Origin of the sequence: Pseudomonas sp. B40(2017) (assembly GCF_002112855.1) — a bacterium.
In the GTDB taxonomy this organism is placed as follows: Bacteria; Pseudomonadota; Gammaproteobacteria; order Pseudomonadales; family Pseudomonadaceae; genus Aquipseudomonas; species Aquipseudomonas pharyngis.
In genome coordinates this window covers 417,549-434,730 of sequence record NZ_NEIT01000006.1, presented here as the reverse complement: position 1 = coordinate 434,730, position 17,182 = coordinate 417,549, and the positions used below count along the sequence as shown (strand labels likewise).

Below are 17,182 nucleotides of genomic sequence, written 5' to 3'. Positions count from 1 at the left end.
GGCCTCATCGGTTCGTTGTCTGGCGCAGCAGCATGGTGCCACCGCGCTGGGTAAATTCAAGTTTGTTCAGGGCGCTCATGCCGAGCAGCACCTGATCGCCATGCAGGCCGGGCGCCACCAGTGCGCGGACATCCCGCAACACGATGTCGCCCAGTTGCAGGCGGTCGATACGGGTGCGATAGCCCTGGCTCAGGCCATTGGCCGTGCTCAAGGTCACACCGAAACCTTCTTCCAGCCTGAGGTCTTTCGCCACCTCGGCAGGGATTGCCACATCGGTCGCGCCGGTGTCGAGCATGAACTCCACCGGCCGACCGTTGATCAGGCCGCTGGCGACAAAATGTCCCTGGGCGTTGCCGATCAGTTTCACTTCGATAAAGCCGTTGCCCTGCTGCGAAGCCACTTCCACATTGGGATTACGCTGGCGCTCTTCCCACTGGCCGAAAAACCGCGTGGCCAGAAACAGCGCCGCGCACCACGCCAGAATCATCAGCACCCGACCGGCACGCTTGCCCGGCGGTTGCTGGCTCACGGCTTGGCGCTCCAGCCACCCTCAGGCGCGGCGAAACGCCAGATGATCGGGCGAACCTCGCCATCGGCGCGCGGGCCGAAATTGTTGTCGACACCGACCCAGGCGCCTTGAGCATCGACGACCAGTGCCTCTTCCAGCCCGAAGTTCTGCTCGTAACGACGATTGGCCTGCAACAACTCGGTCGCATACGACCAGCAGAGCTCAACCTTGGCCGTCTGCGCATCGCGTCGACAGATCTGGTACGCGTTGCGCTCAAGGGTAAACAGCTTGCCGTTGAACAGGGAAATATCGGAAAAATCCCGATTGACCGGACGGGCTTTCGGGAACTGCGGCGGTTGCATTTCCATGCCGCCTTCGCTGAGCAATACGCAGCGACCGTCACAATCCCACACTGTCTGCTGACGCTTGATCATCAACAAGCCGCGACTCTGCCGTTCGGCAGCCAGCCACATCTGATCGCCCGCCGGATTGATCGCCAGCCCTTCGAATAGCGCGTTGAATTGCAGCAGCATCCCACTGGCCCGCGCTTCGCGTACCATCATCGGCGAGATTTTCAGCCACGACGACGGCCCCTGCGGCGGCACTTGCAGCACGGCCGCGTGAGCTTCGCTGACGATATAGCGGTTGCCGGCGCTGTCACAGCTGATGCCTTCGAAATCCAGATCGCCGCCCCGAATGAACGACGCCGCCCAGGTGCGCGAACTGATGCCCCACGGCAAGCCGCTGTCCGGCACTTTCGGCGGATCGATGCGCACGGCCGTGGCCTGCCAGACCCGGTCGCGGATATCGAGACGGTAGATCTGATCATCGTCGCGGTCCGAAACCGTCCACAGGTCATTGCCGCACAAGGCCAGCCCCGACAGGTTGCCGCCGCGCATGCCTTCGACCGGGTGTTCGGCGAGCACGCGCAGCTCTTGCACAGGCTCTGCCGACACCGTCATCGAACCCAGCAGCAATGCACCCGCCAAGGCCCAGCCAAACCGCATCAGGCCAGAACCTCGGCGAGGTTACCCTTGGATTCGAGCCAGGTCTTGCGGTCGCCGGCGCGCTTTTTCGCCAGCAACATGTCCATCATTTCCGAGGTCTGTGCGAAGTCGTCCCCGAGGGTCAACTGCACCAGGCGCCGGGTGTTCGGGTCCATGGTGGTTTCGCGCAGTTGCGGCGGGTTCATTTCACCCAGACCTTTGAATCGGGTGACCTGCGGCTTGCCGCGCTTCTTCTCGGCCACCAGACGGTCGAGGATCCCGTCGCGCTCGGCTTCGTCGAGGGCGTAGTAGATTTCTTTGCCCAGATCGATGCGGTACAGCGGCGGCATTGCCACATAGACATGACCGGCATCCACCAGCGGGCGGAAATGCTGGACGAACAAGGCGCAGAGCAAGGTTGCGATGTGCAGACCGTCGGAGTCGGCGTCGGCGAGGATGCAGATCTTGCCGTAGCGCAGCTGGCTCATGTCCTCGGCGCCCGGATCGACACCGATGGCCACGGCGATGTTGTGCACTTCCTGGCTGGCCAGCACTTCGCTGCCGTCGACTTCCCAGGTGTTGAGGATCTTGCCGCGCAACGGCAGGATCGCCTGGAATTCCTTGTCTCGCGCCTGCTTGGCCGAACCGCCGGCGGAATCACCTTCCACCAGGAACAGCTCGGAACGCATCGGGTCCTGCCCGGCGCAATCGGCCAGTTTGCCGGGCAGTGCCGGGCCCTGAGTGATGCGCTTGCGCTCGACTTTCTTGCTGGCTTTCAAGCGCCGGCCAGCGTTGCTGATCGCCAGTTCCGCCAGGGCCAGACCGGTTTCCGGGTTGGCGTTGAGCCACAGGCTGAACGCGTCCTTGACCACACCGGAGACAAACGCGGCCGCCTCACGGGACGACAGGCGTTCCTTGGTCTGACCGGAGAATTGCGGTTCCTGCATCTTCATCGACAGGACGAAAGCGATGCGTTCCCAGACGTCTTCCGGTGCCAGCTTCACGCCGCGCGGCAGCAGGCTGCGGAATTCGCAGAACTCGCGCATTGCGTCGAGCAAGCCCTGACGCAGGCCGTTGACGTGGGTGCCGCCCTGCTCCGTCGGGATCAGGTTGACGTAGCTTTCGGTGACCGAAGTGCCGCCTTCCGGCAGCCAAAGCAGGGCCCACTCGACCGCTTCCTTGGTGCCGGCCAGATTGCCGCAGAACGGCGCATCCGGCAGGCGCTCGAATTCGCTGACCGCATCCACCAGGTAGGAGCGCAGGCCATCTTCGTAGTGCCACTCGACCTTCTCGCCAGTGCCTTTGTCTTCGAAGCTGATCAGCAGCCCCGGGCACAGAACGGCCTTGGCCTTGAGCACGTGCTTGAGGCGGCTGATGGAAAATTTTGGCGAATCGAAGTATTTCGGGTCCGCCGCGAAGTACACGCTGGTCCCGGTATTGCGCTTGCCGACGGTGCCGATCACTTGCAGATCGGTGGCCTTGAAGCCGTCGGCGAAGGTCATTTCGTATTCGTTGCCGTCACGCTTGACCCGCACCCGCACCTGGGTCGACAAGGCGTTGACCACCGAAATACCCACCCCGTGCAGACCGCCGGAGAACTGGTAGTTCTTGTTGGAAAACTTGCCGCCCGCATGGAGCTTGGTGAGGATCAGTTCAACGCCCGACACACCCTCTTCCGGGTGGATGTCGACCGGCATACCACGGCCGTCGTCGCAGACTTCCAGCGAGTGATCGGCATGGAGGATGACCTGGATCGATTTGGCGTGGCCGGCCAGGGCTTCGTCGACACTGTTGTCGATGACTTCCTGGGCGAGGTGGTTCGGCCGACTGGTGTCGGTGTACATGCCGGGGCGTTTGCGCACCGGGTCGAGGCCCGAGAGGACTTCGATGGCGTCGGCGTTATAGGAGCTAGCGCTGGGAGTGGCCATAGGGTCTCGTCGTCAGTGATTCAATGAAAATGGGGCAAGACTTCACAGTGCGGTGAAATCGATTGCCTGATAGGTATCGGCGCCAATCCCGGCAAAGCTGAGCAATGCCGGCAATTGTGTAACAAATCCCTGGAAACTGTGGTCGCCGCCGGCCTGAATGCGCAAGGCACAGGCCCGGTAATACTGCTGGGCAAGGCGATAATCCAGCGTTTCATCCCCGGTCTGCAACCATACCTGATATCGCTGCGGATCCTGCGGCGCCGGCACTTCCAGCTCGGCCAGGGCCGTCACGTGGTCGTGGGTCAGCTCCCAGGTTTCGTCGGTGTACAGGTTTTTCTGGGTGCCCAGGTATCCGTCGAACATCCGGTGCGGGCTGACGGCCGGGTTGACCAGCAGGGCTTTCAGGCCATGGCGCTCGGCCAGGTGAGTCGCATAGTAGCCGCCGAGCGAGCTTCCCACCAGCAATGGCCGGCCGAGTTCGGCGATTGCCTGTTCCAGCTGACCGATGGCTTCACGCGGGTGGTGATGCAGCGCCGGCACACGCAGTTGATCGCTCAGACCCAGCCGTTCCATCACCTCGACCAGCTGACAGGCCTTCTTCGAGGCCGGCGCGCTGTTGAAACCATGGATATAGAGAATCGAACCGGACATTTGAGCTCCCTGGGCGTCGGCTTAAGAAAGCGGAGTTTACAGGGAGTCAGGGGGTCGTGGGTGTCTGTAAGGACGCCTTCGCGAGCAGGCTCGCTGCCACAAGGGATCTGTGCCGTTGGCAAATCCATGGTGGGAGCGAGCTTGCTCGCGAAGGACGCGGCTCGGTTTTCAGTAGCCTTCAGAGCCGTAATCGACGGTGAACTCGAAGTCGGTGACGCGCTCGACGCCAGTCTCCAGACGTCCATCCGGCAACAAGCGCAACCAGCGATACCCCGGCGCCTGCTCGCCGACCTTGAAGTCTTCGCTTCCCGGCTCGAACTGGATGCAGGTCGACGGCGAGGCAATCAGCCGTACGCCGTTGCGCTCACGGTCGATTTCCTGATGCACATGCCCCCACAGCACGGCGCGGGCCTGCGGGAACCGATCGAGCACCTCAAAAAAGGCTTCCGGATTGCGCAAGCCGATCGGCTCCATCCAAGGGCAACCGATCGACACCGGATGATGGTGAAAGCACACCAGATGATGGCGATCCGGCGCTTCACTCAGAGAGCGGGCGAGCAATTGCAGTTGATCATCCTGCAAATACCCCGGCACCGATCCGGGCACCGCTGAATCGAGCAGGGTCACTCGCCAGTTGCCGACATCCACCACGGACTCCAGCAACGCGCTCTTCACAGTCGCTTGAGCCATGATCTGCGGTTCGTCGTGATTGCCGGGGATCCAGCGGGCCGGTGCGTCGATCTGCGCCGTCATCTGCCGGAATTGCTGGTAGGACTCCAGCGTACCGTCCTGGGACAGGTCGCCGCTGGCAACGATCAGGTCGATCCGCGGTTGCTGTTCGAGCACCAGCTCGATGACTTTTTGCAGACTCTCGCGGGTGTTCATGCCCAGCAGCGTTCCGTCCGCCTCGGCGAACAGATGGCTGTCAGAGAGTTGTACCAGCAACGCCGTGTCGGCGGTGGTCAAAGTCGATACGCTCGGCAAGGCGTTCTCCCTGGGGATCACGGGACTGGATAGGAGCGGCAATTATGCGGGGGGACACCACAAAGAGAAACCGGCGAACCGGACGCAGTTCACAACTTGCGCTGGTTATCGGACCGCCGCGTATTCGTGTCCGCACGCCAGGCAATGACTCAGCCATTCGCCCAGGAACAGATTGAGTTGGGCTTTTTCGTCCGGCTGGTGCATGGCCGCATTCGGGTAAGGATAGACGCCGCGAAAACGTCGCGCATGCTCGGCGCTGATCACCTCGGCCATGCGTGCGTCGTGATAGACCTGCACTTCCAGTTGCGGCACCGGCAGCCACGGCAGGCTGTGTTCCTGGCGCACCTGCAAGGTCGTGGTGTACGGACAGGCCTGCAACACTTCCAGCGTCAGCACGCCGAGCATCTGGTCACCCTGGGTCACCGCGATGCGCCGCGCTTCGGGGTCGCTGCGCATGTCTGGCAACAGTCGCATCAGGCGCGCGTAGTTCGCCTCGCAGGCGGCTTGCAGCCCTGCGAGGTCGACGCGGTAGCGATCGCGCAACTTGTTTACGACCATAGCCCCCTCACTTCGGCGCGATTGAGCGCCAGCCACTGCAAGGCGATGATGCTCGCCGCATTGGCAATCCGTCCGTCACGTACGGCCTGCAGGGCATCTTCAAAGGCCCAGACCGTGACGCGAATATCTTCGGCTTCTTCCTCCAGCCCATGCAGGCCGCCCGCGCCTTCGGTGCTGCAACGCCCCAGATACAGATGCACGAATTCGTTGCTGCCGCCCGGCGACGGAAAGTATTTGGTCATCGGCCACAGGGCCTTGATGTCCAGCCCAGCTTCCTCCTGTGCCTCGCGGTGAGCAACTTCTTCCGGCTGTTCGTCCTTGTCGATCAGACCGGCGACCAGTTCCACCAGCCACGGGTTGTCCGCCTTGCCCAGAGCCCCGACGCGAAACTGCTCGATCAGCACCACTTCATCGCGCTGCGGATCGTAGGGCAGCATGCACACGGCATCGTGGCGCACAAACACTTCACGATTGATTTCGCGGCTCATGCCTCCGGCGAACAGTTCGTGGCGCAAGTGCAGACGGTCGAGCTTGTAGAAGCCCTTGTAGCACTGCTCGCGTCGCACGATATCGACGGCGGACGGAATGGCTTTGGCAAAATCGGTCATGAGCATCCTCTTTACTGCAAATCCAACACGAGGCGCCTTCTTGCGACCTCGACTTCGCGCCATCCTAACGCGCCCGTGACGTTTGATGCAGCCCCTTTACTGTCAGCGGGATGGACGGTGGAGGCGAAACCCACTCTAATTAGCTTAGTGGCGAACTGACCGCTTCGTTGAGAGTCGAAGCGGTAACTTTTTGCCTTCCCCTGCTTCAGAAAGGACGCCCATGTCGCTTTTCAAAATTGCCTCCGTGGCCGCCATCGCCCTGACCCTGGGCGCCTGCGCCAGCCTGTTCCAGCCCAACTATCGCACGCCGCTGGAAACCACCCGCGACGCCTCGGAAACGCTGAAACCCGGCTGTTCCAACCAGGACTGTCCGCTGGTGAACATCGATACGTTGCGCTTCCCGGCAGAACCGGCGCTGGACGGCATCATCGAAAAACGCTTGCTGCAAATGACCCGCACCGCGCCGAACGCCCCGGTAGCACCAACGCTGGCAGCGTATCGCGAGCAGTTCCTGGCCAACGCCGGCCCGCGCAACAGCAGCTATCTGCAGGCGAAAGTACGCGAGCAGCATGACGGTCTGGTGATCATCGAAACCTCGAGCTACCTGGACACTGGCGGTGCCCACGGTACGCCGGGACGCGGTTTCATCAACTATTCACGTCAGCAGCACAAGGTGCTGACCCTGGCGGACATGTTGCTTCCGGGTCAGGAAGAGGCGTTCTGGAAAGCGGCGCAAGTGGCGCACAACAGCTGGCTGATCAGCACCAAGCTCGATCAGGAACCGGAATTCGTGAAGAGCTGGCCGTTCGTCAAAACCCCGAACGTGGCGCTGACCTACGGCGGCGTGATCCTCAAATACGACGTGACCACCATCGCGCCTTATGCGCTGGGCCACGTCGAACTGAAGATCCCTTACCCGCGCCTGAACGGCATTCTCAAGCCCGAGCTGTTTCCCGGCCGTAACTGAAAGCCTGGCCGAGCACCAGTTGCAGCAGCCCTGCCAGCACCAGCGCCGGCAGGGTCGCGCCGACATCCGGATACAGATTGGCCAGCAAGTGATAGGTGCTGATGCCACCCAGCCAGGCCAATAGTGCCGGCCAGCGCAAGGCGGCCGACGCCACTTGGGCACTGCGCTTGCGCAGGATGAAGTGATCCACCAGCACCACGCCGAACAGCGGCGCGAACACCGAGCCGATCAGCAGCAGGAAGTTCTGGTACTGCGCCAACGGCGCGAGCAAGGCAATCAGGGTGCAGATCACACCAATGGCCAACGCCAGATGCTCGACTTTCAGACGCAACAGAATCCCGCTGGACACCGCTGCCGAGTGAATGTCGGCGAAAGCGTTCTCCGACTCATCCAGCAGAATCAGCAACAGCGGAATCCCCAGACCGGCGCCGGCCAGTGCCAGCAGCAGCGCGTTGACTTCACCGCTTGGCGCAAAGGCCAGGGTGTAGGCGACGCCAAGACTCATCAGCCAGAAATTGCCGATGAAGAAACCGATGGCGGTGCCACCGAACACATTCTTCGCCCGTTTGCCGAAACGCGAGTAGTCGGCAATCAGCGGCAGCCACGACAGCGGCATCGCGATGGCGATGTCGAAGCCCACGGCGAGCGGCATCGAGCCATCCCCGGCCTGTGCCCACAAGGCGGCGAGGTCAGCCTTGGCGAACAGGTTCCAGGTCAGCCAGATGCACGCGGCCAGAATCAGCCAGATGCCCCACTTGCGCAGAATCTTGCGCACGAACGTCAACGGCCCGCTGACCGCGAGCAATGTCGCCAATGCGCCAAAGCACAGCGTCCACAGCATCGGACTGGCCCACAGCGAACCTTCGCTGAACGCACGGGTGCCGAGCAGGCTGGCGGCGTCGCGCATGACGATGATTTCGAACGAACCCCAACCGATCAGTTGCAGCAGGTTGAGCAGCGCCGGCAGGCTCGCGCCTTTGCTGCCGAGGCTGAGTTTCAGCGCGGCCATCGACGACAGGCCGGTGTCACTGCCTATCACGCCAACGGCGGCCAGCAACAGGACGCCGACCAGGGTGCCGAGGAAAATCGCCAGCAGCGATCCCGACAGGCCCAGCCCCGGCGCCAGCAACGCGCCGGTCTGCAACACCATCAGGCCGATGCCGAGGGAAAACCACAGGGAAAACAGATCGCGACCGCCGAACACACGCTGGTTGGCGGGCACGGCGAGGTCGGGGGAATAAGTACCGGGTTGAATGCTCAAGGGTGTTATCTCAGAGGGACATTTGTTGTTGTGCTGACCCGTTGTGATCGTTCCCACGTCGAGGCGTCGAACCGTCCGCGTGGGAACGATCAGTGCGGGATCAAACTTTTTTGTACAGCTGACTGCCTTCCTTCCTGAACCGCTCGGCCTGTTCCGCCAGGCCCTGGGCGACGTCCACGTCGACCGCGTCGATCCGCTGGTTGGCCGCGTATTCGCGGACTTCCTGAGTGATCTTCATAGAGCAGAATTTCGGCCCGCACATCGAGCAGAAATGCGCGACCTTCGCCGAGTCCTTCGGCAGAGTTTCATCGTGATACGAACGCGCGGTGTCCGGGTCCAGACCGAGGTTGAACTGGTCTTCCCAGCGGAATTCGAAACGCGCCTTGCTCAAGGCGTTGTCGCGGATCTGCGCGCCCGGGTGCCCTTTGGCCAAATCCGCCGCATGGGCCGCGATCTTGTAGGTGATGATCCCGGTCTTCACGTCATCCTTGTTCGGCAGACCCAGGTGTTCCTTCGGCGTCACGTAGCAGAGCATGGCGCAACCGAACCAGCCGATCATCGCCGCACCGATACCCGAGGTGATGTGGTCGTAACCCGGTGCGATGTCGGTGGTCAGCGGGCCGAGGGTGTAGAACGGCGCCTCGTCGCAGCACTCCAGCTGCTTGTCCATGTTCTCTTTGATCAACTGCATCGGCACGTGGCCGGGGCCTTCGATCATGCATTGCACGTCGTGCTTCCAGGCGATCTTGGTCAGCTCGCCGAGGGTCTCCAGTTCGCCGAATTGCGCTTCGTCGTTGGCGTCGGCAATCGAGCCCGGACGCAGGCCGTCGCCCAGCGAGAAGCTGACGTCGTAGGCCTTCATGATTTCGCAGATTTCGTCGAAGTGGGTGTAGAGGAAGTTCTCTTTGTGGTGCGCCAGGCACCACTTGGCCATGATCGAACCGCCACGGGACACGATGCCGGTCACACGCTTGGCGGTCAGCGGCACGTAGCGCAGCAACACGCCGGCGTGGATGGTGAAGTAGTCGACGCCCTGCTCGGCCTGCTCGATCAGCGTGTCGCGGAACAGCTCCCAGGTCAGGTCTTCGGCGACGCCATTCACTTTTTCCAGTGCCTGATAAATCGGCACGGTGCCGATCGGAACCGGCGAGTTGCGGATGATCCACTCGCGGGTTTCGTGAATGTGTTTGCCGGTGGACAAGTCCATCACGGTGTCCGAGCCCCAGCGAATGCCCCAGGTCAGTTTTGCCACTTCTTCTTCGATGGACGAACCCAGCGCGCTGTTGCCGATGTTGCCGTTGATCTTCACCAGGAAGTTGCGGCCAATGATCATCGGCTCGAGTTCGACGTGGTTGATGTTGGCCGGAATGATTGCGCGACCACGGGCGATTTCTTCGCGCACGAACTCAGGGGTGATTTCTTTCGGAATGCTCGCGCCGAAGCTGTGGCCGGCGTGCTGCTGCTTCAACAGACCGGCGGCGCGGGCCTCTTGCAGCTTCATGTTTTCGCGGATGGCGACGTATTCCATCTCGGCGGTGATGATGCCTTTGCGCGCGTAGTGCATCTGGCTGACGTTGGCCCCGGCCTTGGCGCGGCGCGGGTTATTGACGTGGGCGAAACGCAGCTTGGTCAGCTCTGGATCGGCCAGGCGTTCCTGACCGAAATTCGAGCTCAGGCCTGGCAGACGCTCGGTGTCGCCACGGTCGTCGATCCATGCCGAGCGCACGTCGCCCAAACCTTTGCGCACGTCGATCACCACGTTCGGATCGGTGTACGGGCCCGAGGTGTCGTAGACGGTGACCGGCGCGTTGATTTCGCCGCCGAAGTCGGTCGGGGTCACATCAAGGGTAATTTCGCGCATCGGCACGCGGATGTCCGGGCGGGAGCCCTGAACGTAGACTTTTTGCGAACGGGTGAACGGTTGAACCGACTGCTCGTCGACCTTGGCCGAGTCACTCAGGTTGATCGCGCTTTTAGATTTTGTAGTCATCACGGGCTCTCCAGACAGCATCCAGGCAGTGGATTGTCGGAGCAGAACCTGAAAGGCACGGACGCACCAGGACTGGTGCTGTGCATCGTCGTCGAGCGTTCGATTGTCGAACAATATCCCGGACGAAGCACAAGAGGACTCGCCGGGTGACGAGAAATCTTGTTCCCTACGCAGGCGCTAACCTGATCAGGTTCAACGGGATCCGAAATTATTCGATCTCAGCCTCATAGCAAGGCACCCCGACAAGAACCCGGCCAGTCTAGACACAACCGGCAAAGAACGCCAACACCGTGGCAAACACCATGATGAATGGCGCAATTGGCAGATTGTTGCCTGCCGTCGGCGCTACTACACTCGCTACGCCATGCCGCGCCTTGACGCTGCATGGGCCGCGCCTTACCTTTGGCGCCCGGATTATTTCCATAATATTCATGCTAGGGATCGCCTCATGCTGCGCAAACTCTCACTGGCTGTCGCCGTGTCTTGTGCGTCCACCGCAACGGCCTGGGCAGCAGAAGCGCCTTTATCGACCAGAACCGATCTGGTCAGCGTCTACCAGGAAGCGGTCGACAACAACGCCGACCTGGCCGCTGCCCGCGCCCAGTACGGTGCGCAGAAAGAAGTGGTGCCCCAGGCCCGCGCCGGGCTGCTGCCGAACCTGTCCGGCGGCGCTGAAGTCGCCAACGTGCGCACTTCGATCGACCAGCCCTCGGCCATCGCCAATCGCAGCGCGCACTCCTATCAGGCGACGCTGGCGCAACCGCTGTTCCGCGCCGATCGCTGGTTCCAGTACCAGGCCGCCAAGGACGTCAACGAGCAGGCCGCGCTGCAACTCTCGGCCACCGAGCAGAACCTGATCCTGCAAACCGCCGAAAGCTACTTCAACGTGCTGCGCAGCCAGGACAACCTGGCCTCGACCAAGGCCGAGGAAGCCGCGTTCAAGCGCCAGCTCGACCAGTCCAACGAGCGCTTCGACGTGGGCTTGTCGGACAAGACCGACGTGCTGCAATCGCAAGCCAGCTACGACACCGCGCGGGCCAACCGCATCGTCGCCCAGCGTCAGGTCGATGATGCGTTCCAAGCGCTGATCACCCTGACCAACCGCCAGTACAACTCGATCCAGGGCATCGTCCACACGTTGCCGATCCTGCCGCCGGCGCCGAACGACGCCAAGGCCTGGGTCGATACCGCCGCGAAACAGAACCTCAATCTGCTGGCCAGCAACTACGCGGTCAGCTCCGCCGAACAGACCCTGAAACAGCGCAAGGCCGGCCACCTGCCGACCCTCGACGCGGTGGCCAAATACGAGAAAGGCGACAACGACGCCCTCGGCTTCTCCAACCCGAACGCGTTCGGTACGCCGTACAGTGGCAACGTCGAGCAGAGCACCGTGGGCCTGCAACTGAACATCCCGATCTACAGCGGCGGATTGACCAGCTCGCAAGTGCGCGAGTCGTACTCACGGCTGGACCAGACCGAGCAGCAGCGTGAAGGCCTGCGCCGGCAAGTGGTGGAGAACACCCGCAACCTGCACCGCGCGGTGAACACCGACGTCGAGCAGGTGCAGGCGCGCCGCCAGTCGATCATCTCCAACCAGAGCGCGGTGGAAGCCACGGAAATCGGTTATCAGGTGGGGACGCGCAACATCGTCGACGTGCTCGACGCCCAGCGTCAGCTCTACACCTCGGTGCGCAACTACAACAACACCCGCTACGACTACATCCTCGACAACCTGCGCTTGAAGCAGGCAGCGGGGACGTTGAACCCGGGTGACTTGCAGGATCTGACGCGTTATCTGAAAGCCGACTACAACCCGGACAAGGATTTCCTGCCGCCGGATCTGGCCAAGGCTGCCGAAGCCCAGCTAAAGGCCCGGCCTTGAACAAAAAAACGCAGCCCTGAGGCTGCGTTTTTTATGGGCGGTCGATCAACCTTCCCAGGCCATCGAGCAAACGCTGCAACGCGCCCTGATTGCGGCGCATCACGCTCAGCCCGGCGTCGGCCATGCGCTGTGCGTCGCGCGGCAGTTCGAACAGACGCTGCACCTCTGTCGCCAGACCTTCGGCGTCATCCACCTCGGCCAAGGCCCCGGCGCTGCGCAGTTGCGCGGCGATGTCGAGGAAATTGAACAGATGCGGGCCGCTGATCACCGGTTTCGCCAGCGCTGCCGGCTCCAGCAGGTTGTGCCCGCCGTTGGCTACCAGACTGCCGCCGACGAACGCGCTGTCGGCTAATGCGTATAGAAACAGCAGCTCACCCATGGTGTCGCCGAGCAGCACCGAAGTCTGCGCATCGACGCTCGCGCCAGTGGAACGACGCACCGTGGCAAAACCTTCACGCTGGCACAACTCGAACACCGAGTTGAAACGCTCCGGATGGCGCGGCACCAGAATCAGCAGCGCATCGGGATGGTTGGCCAGCAAACGACGGTGAGCATTCAGCACCACCTCGTCTTCGCCTTCATGGGTGCTGGCAGCGATCCACACCGGGCGCTCCAGCGCCTGCCACTGACCGCGCAATTCATGGGCACGCTTCAACAGTTGCGGGTCGATGGTCAGGTCGAACTTGATCGAGCCGGTGACTTCGACTGTTTCCGGGCGCGCACCGAGATCGCGGAAGCGCTGGGCTTCGGCTTCGGTCTGCACGGCGAACAGACTCATTTCGGCGAGCATCGGCGCGGTCAGTTTGCTGAAGCGGCCATAGCCTTTGGCCGAACGCTCGGACAGGCGTCCGTTGGCCAATGCCACCGGAATCCCGCGTTTGGCGCATTGGTGAATGTGGTTGGGCCACAGTTCGGTTTCCATGATCACTGCCAGTTTCGGCTGTACGCGATCCAGGAAACGCGCCGCCGCGCAGGGCAAGTCGTAGGGCAAGTAGCAGTGCTGGATGCGTGGCTCGTTGGCGAACATTGCGTGAATGCGTTCCGACCCGGTCGGCGTCATGCAGGTCACGGTGATCGGCAGCTGTGGATAACGTTGCAGCAGCGCGCGAATCATCGGCGCGGCGGCGATGCTTTCGCCCACCGACACGGCGTGAACCCAGATACCTCCGGGCTGCAAGGTCGGCAGGCCATAGGAGAAACGTTCGCCAATCCGCTTGGCATACGCCGGCGCCTTGCGCGAACGCAGCCACAGCCGAATCGCCACCAATGGCAGCCCCAGGTAAAACAGCGCGGTGTAGAGAGTTCTATTCATGGCGGCGGAGTTTATCGGCTTTTGCCGCCGATCGCCCGCAGGTGTATGGCAAATCGCTCCGCCAGCCAACGCGCCGCCGGCCCGAGCGGTTCATCACGGCGCCAGACCAGTTCCACCACCAGCGCCGGCGGCGTCCATTCGCTGTCCAGTTCCACCATCAGGCCCTGATACGCCGAGTACTGCACCACGTGGCGCGGCAGCCAGGCCCAGCCGAGGTCGCGCACCAGCCATTCAGCCATCACGTAGAAACTGTCGGCGCGCCAGACCTGCGGACTGGCCGGTTCATTGCCGGGATAAATACTGGTCTGGGTCGACATCAACAACTGCCGATGCTGCGCCAATTGCTGGCAGGTGACGTAAGCCTGCGCTGCCAAGGGATGGTTGACGCCGCAGACGGTGACCATTTCCACACTGCCCAGCACCCGGCGCTCCAGCGCTTCAGGAATTTCATCGTGATAGAACAACAGCCCGAGATCGGCCCGGCGCTCCACCAGTTTGCGCGAAACCTCACCTTGGGCGGCGCTGGTCAGTTGGACTTCCAGGCTCGGGAATTGCTCGGCCAGCGCGGCGAAGCTTTCCACCAGCGCCTGATAGGGCATCGCTTCGTCCTGTGCCACCCGCAACTGCGCCTCCTGCCCGCGCATCATGGCCACGGCCCGGCCGTTCAGGCGCTCGCACTGGCGCAACACTTCACGCGCCTCCTCCAGCAACGCCTCCCCTGCTTCGGTAAGACTCGGCTGGCGACCACTGCTACGCTCGAACAGACTGACACCGAGGTCGTCCTCGAGCATGGCAATCGCGCTGCTGATCGCCGACTGCGCCTTGCGCTGCTGACGCGCCACGGCGGAAAACGAGCGCTGTTCGGCCACCGCGACGAACACCCGCAACTGCTCCAGATTCCACTGCATGCTCATCGGCCAACCCATCTTGTAAACAGATAGGTAATGACTTTACCCCATCTGGGGAGTCACTAGAATGCCGCCTCAGAAAGCAATGCTACACACGAGGATTTGAACATGAACGCTTACGTCTACCTGGCCATCGCCATCTGTGCCGAAGTGATCGCGACCGTTTCGATGAAAGCCGTCAAAGGCTTCAGCACGCCATTGCCACTGGTGCTGGTCATCGTCGGCTACGCCATTGCGTTCTGGATGCTGACTCTGGTGGTGCGCAGCGTGCCGGTGGGCGTGGCCTACGCGGTATGGGCCGGCATGGGCATCGTGATGGTCAGTGTTGCGGCGCTGTTCATCTACGGGCAGAAGCTGGATATCCCGGCGATGCTCGGAATGGCGCTGATCGTGCTCGGTGTAGTGGTGATTCAACTCTTTTCCAAAACCGCCGGCCATTAACTGATTAATGCATAACCCCCTGTGGGAGCGGGCTTGCTCGCGAAGACGGTGTGTCAGGCAACATTGTTGTTAACTGATAGACCGATTTCGCGAGCAAGCCCGCTCCCACATTGTCCGACACCTCCCCCTCTGTTGATCATCGACAAATCCCCTTTTCCCCGAGTCTGTATACTGCGCCCTCGTCTTGAACACTGAGGTCGTTGCATGCCATCTCCAATTTCCACCGACGTGCTGATTGTCGGCGCGGGTGTCGCCGGTCTCTGGCTGAACGCGCGCCTGCGTCGCCAGGGTTTCTCGACCGTGCTGGTGGAAAGCGCCAGCCTCGGCGGCGGGCAGAGTGTGAAATCCCAGGGCATCATCCACGGCGGCGCCAAGTACGCGCTGCACGGTGCGCTGACCGGCGCCTCGGAAGCCATCGCCGACATGCCGCGCCGCTGGCGTGAAGCCCTGGCCGGCAACGGCGAACTGGACCTGACCGGCGTGCGCCTGCTGTCCGAGGCCCACTACCTGTGGTCGCCGGGCACCCTGGCCGGCAATCTGACCAGTTTCTTCGCCAGCAAAGCGGTGCGTGGCCGGGTCGATCAGGTCAAGGGCGATCAACTGCCACCGGCCCTGCAAGACAAGCGCTTCAAGGGCAAGGTCTACCGCCTCGCCGAACTGGTGATCGACGTGCCGAGCCTGATTCAGCGTCTGGCGGATTTGTCGGGCGACGGTCTGCTCGCCGGCCACGGCATCGAGCCGTTACTGGAAAGCGGTGTGCTGGTCGGTCTGAAAGTCGATGGCCGCGAGATCCGCGCCCAGCGCATTGTCCTCAGCGCCGGCGCCGGTACTGCCGACCTGCTGAGTGCCTTGGGCCTGACTCATCCGGCGATGCAACGCCGGCCGCTGCACATGATCATCGCCAAGGGCCCTGGCCTGAAGCCGCTGTACGCGCACTGCCTCGGTGGCGGCACCAAACCGCGCATCACCGTGACCACCCACCCGGCCGCTGACGGTCAGTGGGTCTGGTATCTGGGCGGCGACATTGCCGAATCCGAAGGCGTGGCCCGTGAGCCGGCCGAGCAGATCGCCACTGCACAAAAGGAAATCGCACAGCTGCTGCCCTGGATCGACCTGAGCACCGTGCAATGGGCCACCCTGCGCGTCGATCGTGCCGAACCGTTGCAAACCGGCCTGACCCGTCCGGACAACGCGTTCCTCGCCGAAGAAGGTCGCCTGCTGGTCGGCTGGCCAACCAAGCTCGCATTGGCCCCGGACTTCGCTGACCGGGTGATTGCCTCCCTGGAACGCGACGGCATCCAGCCAAGCCACGCAGCTCCGTTGCCCGAGCTGCCAAAACCACCGATGGGCGTTCCCGCCTGGGAGCAACTGCTGCCATGAGCCTGCCGACCCTGCACGATTTGCATCGCCCGCTGGGCAGCACCGGGCTGCTGGTCTCGCCGCTGGGCCTGGGCACCGTCAAACTTGGCCGCGACCAGGGCGTGAAATATCCCAACGGCTTCCAGATCCCCGACGACGACGCCGCGCGTATGTTGCTCAAGCAGGCGCGCCAGCTGGGTATCAACCTGATCGATACTGCGCCAGCCTATGGCCGCAGCGAAGAACGCCTCGGCCCGCTGCTGCGCGGCGAGCGTCAGGACTGGGTGATCGTCAGCAAGGTCGGCGAAGAATTTGTCGACGGCCAATCGACCCACGATTTCAGCGCCGCTCACACCCGGATGTCGGTGGAGCGCAGCCTGCAACGTCTTGAAACCGATTTTATCGACCTGGTGCTGGTGCACTCCGACGGCAACGATCTGGCGATTCTCAACGACAGCGAAGTCTACGCAACCCTCGCCGCACTGAAGGCCGAGGGCAAGATCCGCGGCTTCGGTTTCTCCGGCAAGACGGTCGATGGTGGTTTGAAAGCACTGGAGCAAGGCGACTGCGCGATGGTCACCTACAATCTGAACGAACAAAATGAGAAGGCGGTCATTGACTATGCTGCTGCCCACGGTAAAGCCATTCTGGTGAAGAAGGCCCTGGCCAGCGGTCATGTGTGCCTGAGTTCCGGCGTGGACCCGGTGCGTGCCAGCTTCGAGTTGCTGTTCGCCCAGCCCGGTGTGGCCAGTGCCATCGTCGGGACCATCAATCCGCTGCACCTCGCCCACAACGTTGCGACCGTTGCCCAGGTCCTACGTGGACAATGACGCCGCCTC

At 62.4% G+C, this 17,182-nt stretch carries 16 protein-coding genes and 1 riboswitch; of the genes, 5 read left to right on the top strand and 11 right to left on the bottom strand.

What is annotated here, in order from left to right:
- Positions 1-4 precede the first annotated feature (4 nt).
- The 7 genes from CAF76_RS19030 to CAF76_RS19000 all read right to left on the bottom strand — a co-directional run bounded on the left by CAF76_RS19030 (position 5) and on the right by CAF76_RS19000 (position 6,223).
- On the bottom strand, positions 5-529 hold the full coding sequence (locus CAF76_RS19030) for a TIGR02281 family clan AA aspartic protease (RefSeq protein WP_085648065.1): 525 nt from the start codon (positions 527-529) through the stop codon (positions 5-7).
- Positions 526-1,515 carry an esterase-like activity of phytase family protein gene (locus CAF76_RS19025; RefSeq protein ID WP_085648064.1) on the bottom strand — a complete coding sequence of 330 codons (990 nt, stop codon included), beginning with the start codon at positions 1,513-1,515 and terminating at the stop codon, positions 526-528. Before CAF76_RS19025 ends, CAF76_RS19030 begins: the two co-directional genes overlap by 4 nt.
- Positions 1,515-3,422, bottom strand: a complete 1,908-nt coding sequence (gene parE / locus CAF76_RS19020) for a DNA topoisomerase IV subunit B (RefSeq protein WP_085648063.1) — start codon at positions 3,420-3,422, stop codon at positions 1,515-1,517. The genes CAF76_RS19025 and parE overlap by 1 nt, the downstream gene beginning before the upstream one ends.
- Positions 3,423-3,464: 42 nt before the next feature.
- Entirely contained in the window at positions 3,465-4,073 is a 609-nt protein-coding gene (locus tag CAF76_RS19015; protein WP_064382909.1) for a YqiA/YcfP family alpha/beta fold hydrolase, read from the bottom strand.
- A gap of 168 nt (positions 4,074-4,241) precedes the next feature.
- On the bottom strand, positions 4,242-5,057 hold the full coding sequence (gene cpdA / locus CAF76_RS19010; protein ID WP_085648062.1) for a 3',5'-cyclic-AMP phosphodiesterase: 816 nt from the start codon (positions 5,055-5,057) through the stop codon (positions 4,242-4,244).
- 105 nt (positions 5,058-5,162) lie between these two features.
- Complete coding sequence (locus CAF76_RS19005; protein ID WP_039766596.1) at positions 5,163-5,615, bottom strand: DUF1249 domain-containing protein; 453 nt, start codon at positions 5,613-5,615, stop codon at positions 5,163-5,165.
- The gene (locus CAF76_RS19000; protein WP_064593070.1) at positions 5,606-6,223 is read right to left on the bottom strand and encodes an NUDIX domain-containing protein; all 618 of its coding nucleotides are present in this window, start codon (positions 6,221-6,223) and stop codon (positions 5,606-5,608) included. Before CAF76_RS19000 ends, CAF76_RS19005 begins: the two co-directional genes overlap by 10 nt.
- Before the next feature lie 220 nt (positions 6,224-6,443).
- On the opposite strand from CAF76_RS19000, the gene CAF76_RS18995 reads away from it, so the two are divergent.
- Entirely contained in the window at positions 6,444-7,190 is a 747-nt protein-coding gene (locus CAF76_RS18995; protein WP_011332159.1) for an RsiV family protein, read from the top strand.
- On the opposite strand, the gene cytX is transcribed toward CAF76_RS18995, so the two are convergent.
- Together cytX and thiC are read right to left on the bottom strand one after the other, a co-directional pair.
- The gene (gene cytX, locus CAF76_RS18990; protein WP_085648061.1) at positions 7,159-8,451 is read right to left on the bottom strand and encodes a putative hydroxymethylpyrimidine transporter CytX; all 1,293 of its coding nucleotides are present in this window, start codon (positions 8,449-8,451) and stop codon (positions 7,159-7,161) included. The genes CAF76_RS18995 and cytX overlap by 32 nt on opposite strands.
- 100 nt (positions 8,452-8,551) lie before the next feature.
- Positions 8,552-10,441, bottom strand: a complete 1,890-nt coding sequence (gene thiC / locus CAF76_RS18985; protein ID WP_085648060.1) for a phosphomethylpyrimidine synthase ThiC — start codon at positions 10,439-10,441, stop codon at positions 8,552-8,554.
- 146 nt (positions 10,442-10,587) lie between these two features.
- Positions 10,588-10,693: riboswitch (TPP riboswitch) on the bottom strand.
- 196 nt (positions 10,694-10,889) lie between these two features.
- On the opposite strand from thiC, the gene CAF76_RS18980 reads away from it, so the two are divergent.
- On the top strand, positions 10,890-12,323 hold the full coding sequence (locus tag CAF76_RS18980; RefSeq protein ID WP_039766588.1) for a TolC family outer membrane protein: 1,434 nt from the start codon (positions 10,890-10,892) through the stop codon (positions 12,321-12,323).
- Positions 12,324-12,354: 31 nt separating this feature from the next.
- On the opposite strand, the gene waaA is transcribed toward CAF76_RS18980, so the two are convergent.
- On the bottom strand, positions 12,355-13,635 hold the full coding sequence (waaA, locus tag CAF76_RS18975; RefSeq protein ID WP_085648059.1) for a lipid IV(A) 3-deoxy-D-manno-octulosonic acid transferase: 1,281 nt from the start codon (positions 13,633-13,635) through the stop codon (positions 12,355-12,357).
- Between the two features lie 11 nt (positions 13,636-13,646).
- On the bottom strand, positions 13,647-14,549 hold the full coding sequence (locus CAF76_RS18970) for a LysR family transcriptional regulator (RefSeq protein WP_064593062.1): 903 nt from the start codon (positions 14,547-14,549) through the stop codon (positions 13,647-13,649).
- Between the two features lie 102 nt (positions 14,550-14,651).
- Here CAF76_RS18970 and CAF76_RS18965 point away from each other — a divergent pair, with 102 nt between their 5' ends.
- From CAF76_RS18965 to CAF76_RS18955, 3 genes are all read left to right on the top strand, one after another.
- A complete protein-coding gene (locus tag CAF76_RS18965) occupies positions 14,652-14,984 on the top strand; it encodes a multidrug efflux SMR transporter (protein WP_007952237.1) in 333 nt (110 codons plus the stop codon).
- A 204-nt stretch (positions 14,985-15,188) separates the two neighbouring features.
- Positions 15,189-16,364: an FAD-binding oxidoreductase gene (locus CAF76_RS18960; RefSeq protein WP_085648058.1), complete on the top strand. Its 1,176-nt coding sequence runs from the start codon at positions 15,189-15,191 to the stop codon at positions 16,362-16,364.
- Positions 16,361-17,173 (top strand): aldo/keto reductase, encoded by an 813-nt coding sequence (locus tag CAF76_RS18955; RefSeq protein ID WP_085648057.1) that lies wholly within the window; start codon positions 16,361-16,363, stop codon positions 17,171-17,173. Before CAF76_RS18960 ends, CAF76_RS18955 begins: the two co-directional genes overlap by 4 nt.
- Positions 17,174-17,182: the final 9 nt, after the last annotated feature.

Coding starts and splice junctions, on each gene's coding strand:
- CAF76_RS18965 (WP_007952237.1), top strand. CDS start 14,652: ATGAACGCTTACGTCTACCTGGCCATCGCCATCTGTGCCGAAGTGATC.
- CAF76_RS19015 (WP_064382909.1), bottom strand. CDS start 4,073: ATGTCCGGTTCGATTCTCTATATCCATGGTTTCAACAGCGCGCCGGCC.
- parE (WP_085648063.1), bottom strand. CDS start 3,422: ATGGCCACTCCCAGCGCTAGCTCCTATAACGCCGACGCCATCGAAGTC.
- CAF76_RS19025 (WP_085648064.1), bottom strand. CDS start 1,515: ATGCGGTTTGGCTGGGCCTTGGCGGGTGCATTGCTGCTGGGTTCGATG.
- waaA (WP_085648059.1), bottom strand. CDS start 13,635: ATGAATAGAACTCTCTACACCGCGCTGTTTTACCTGGGGCTGCCATTG.
- CAF76_RS18955 (WP_085648057.1), top strand. CDS start 16,361: ATGAGCCTGCCGACCCTGCACGATTTGCATCGCCCGCTGGGCAGCACC.
- CAF76_RS19005 (WP_039766596.1), bottom strand. CDS start 5,615: ATGGTCGTAAACAAGTTGCGCGATCGCTACCGCGTCGACCTCGCAGGG.
- CAF76_RS18980 (WP_039766588.1), top strand. CDS start 10,890: ATGCTGCGCAAACTCTCACTGGCTGTCGCCGTGTCTTGTGCGTCCACC.
- CAF76_RS18970 (WP_064593062.1), bottom strand. CDS start 14,549: ATGAGCATGCAGTGGAATCTGGAGCAGTTGCGGGTGTTCGTCGCGGTG.
- thiC (WP_085648060.1), bottom strand. CDS start 10,441: ATGACTACAAAATCTAAAAGCGCGATCAACCTGAGTGACTCGGCCAAG.
- CAF76_RS18960 (WP_085648058.1), top strand. CDS start 15,189: ATGCCATCTCCAATTTCCACCGACGTGCTGATTGTCGGCGCGGGTGTC.
- CAF76_RS18995 (WP_011332159.1), top strand. CDS start 6,444: ATGTCGCTTTTCAAAATTGCCTCCGTGGCCGCCATCGCCCTGACCCTG.
- CAF76_RS19000 (WP_064593070.1), bottom strand. CDS start 6,223: ATGACCGATTTTGCCAAAGCCATTCCGTCCGCCGTCGATATCGTGCGA.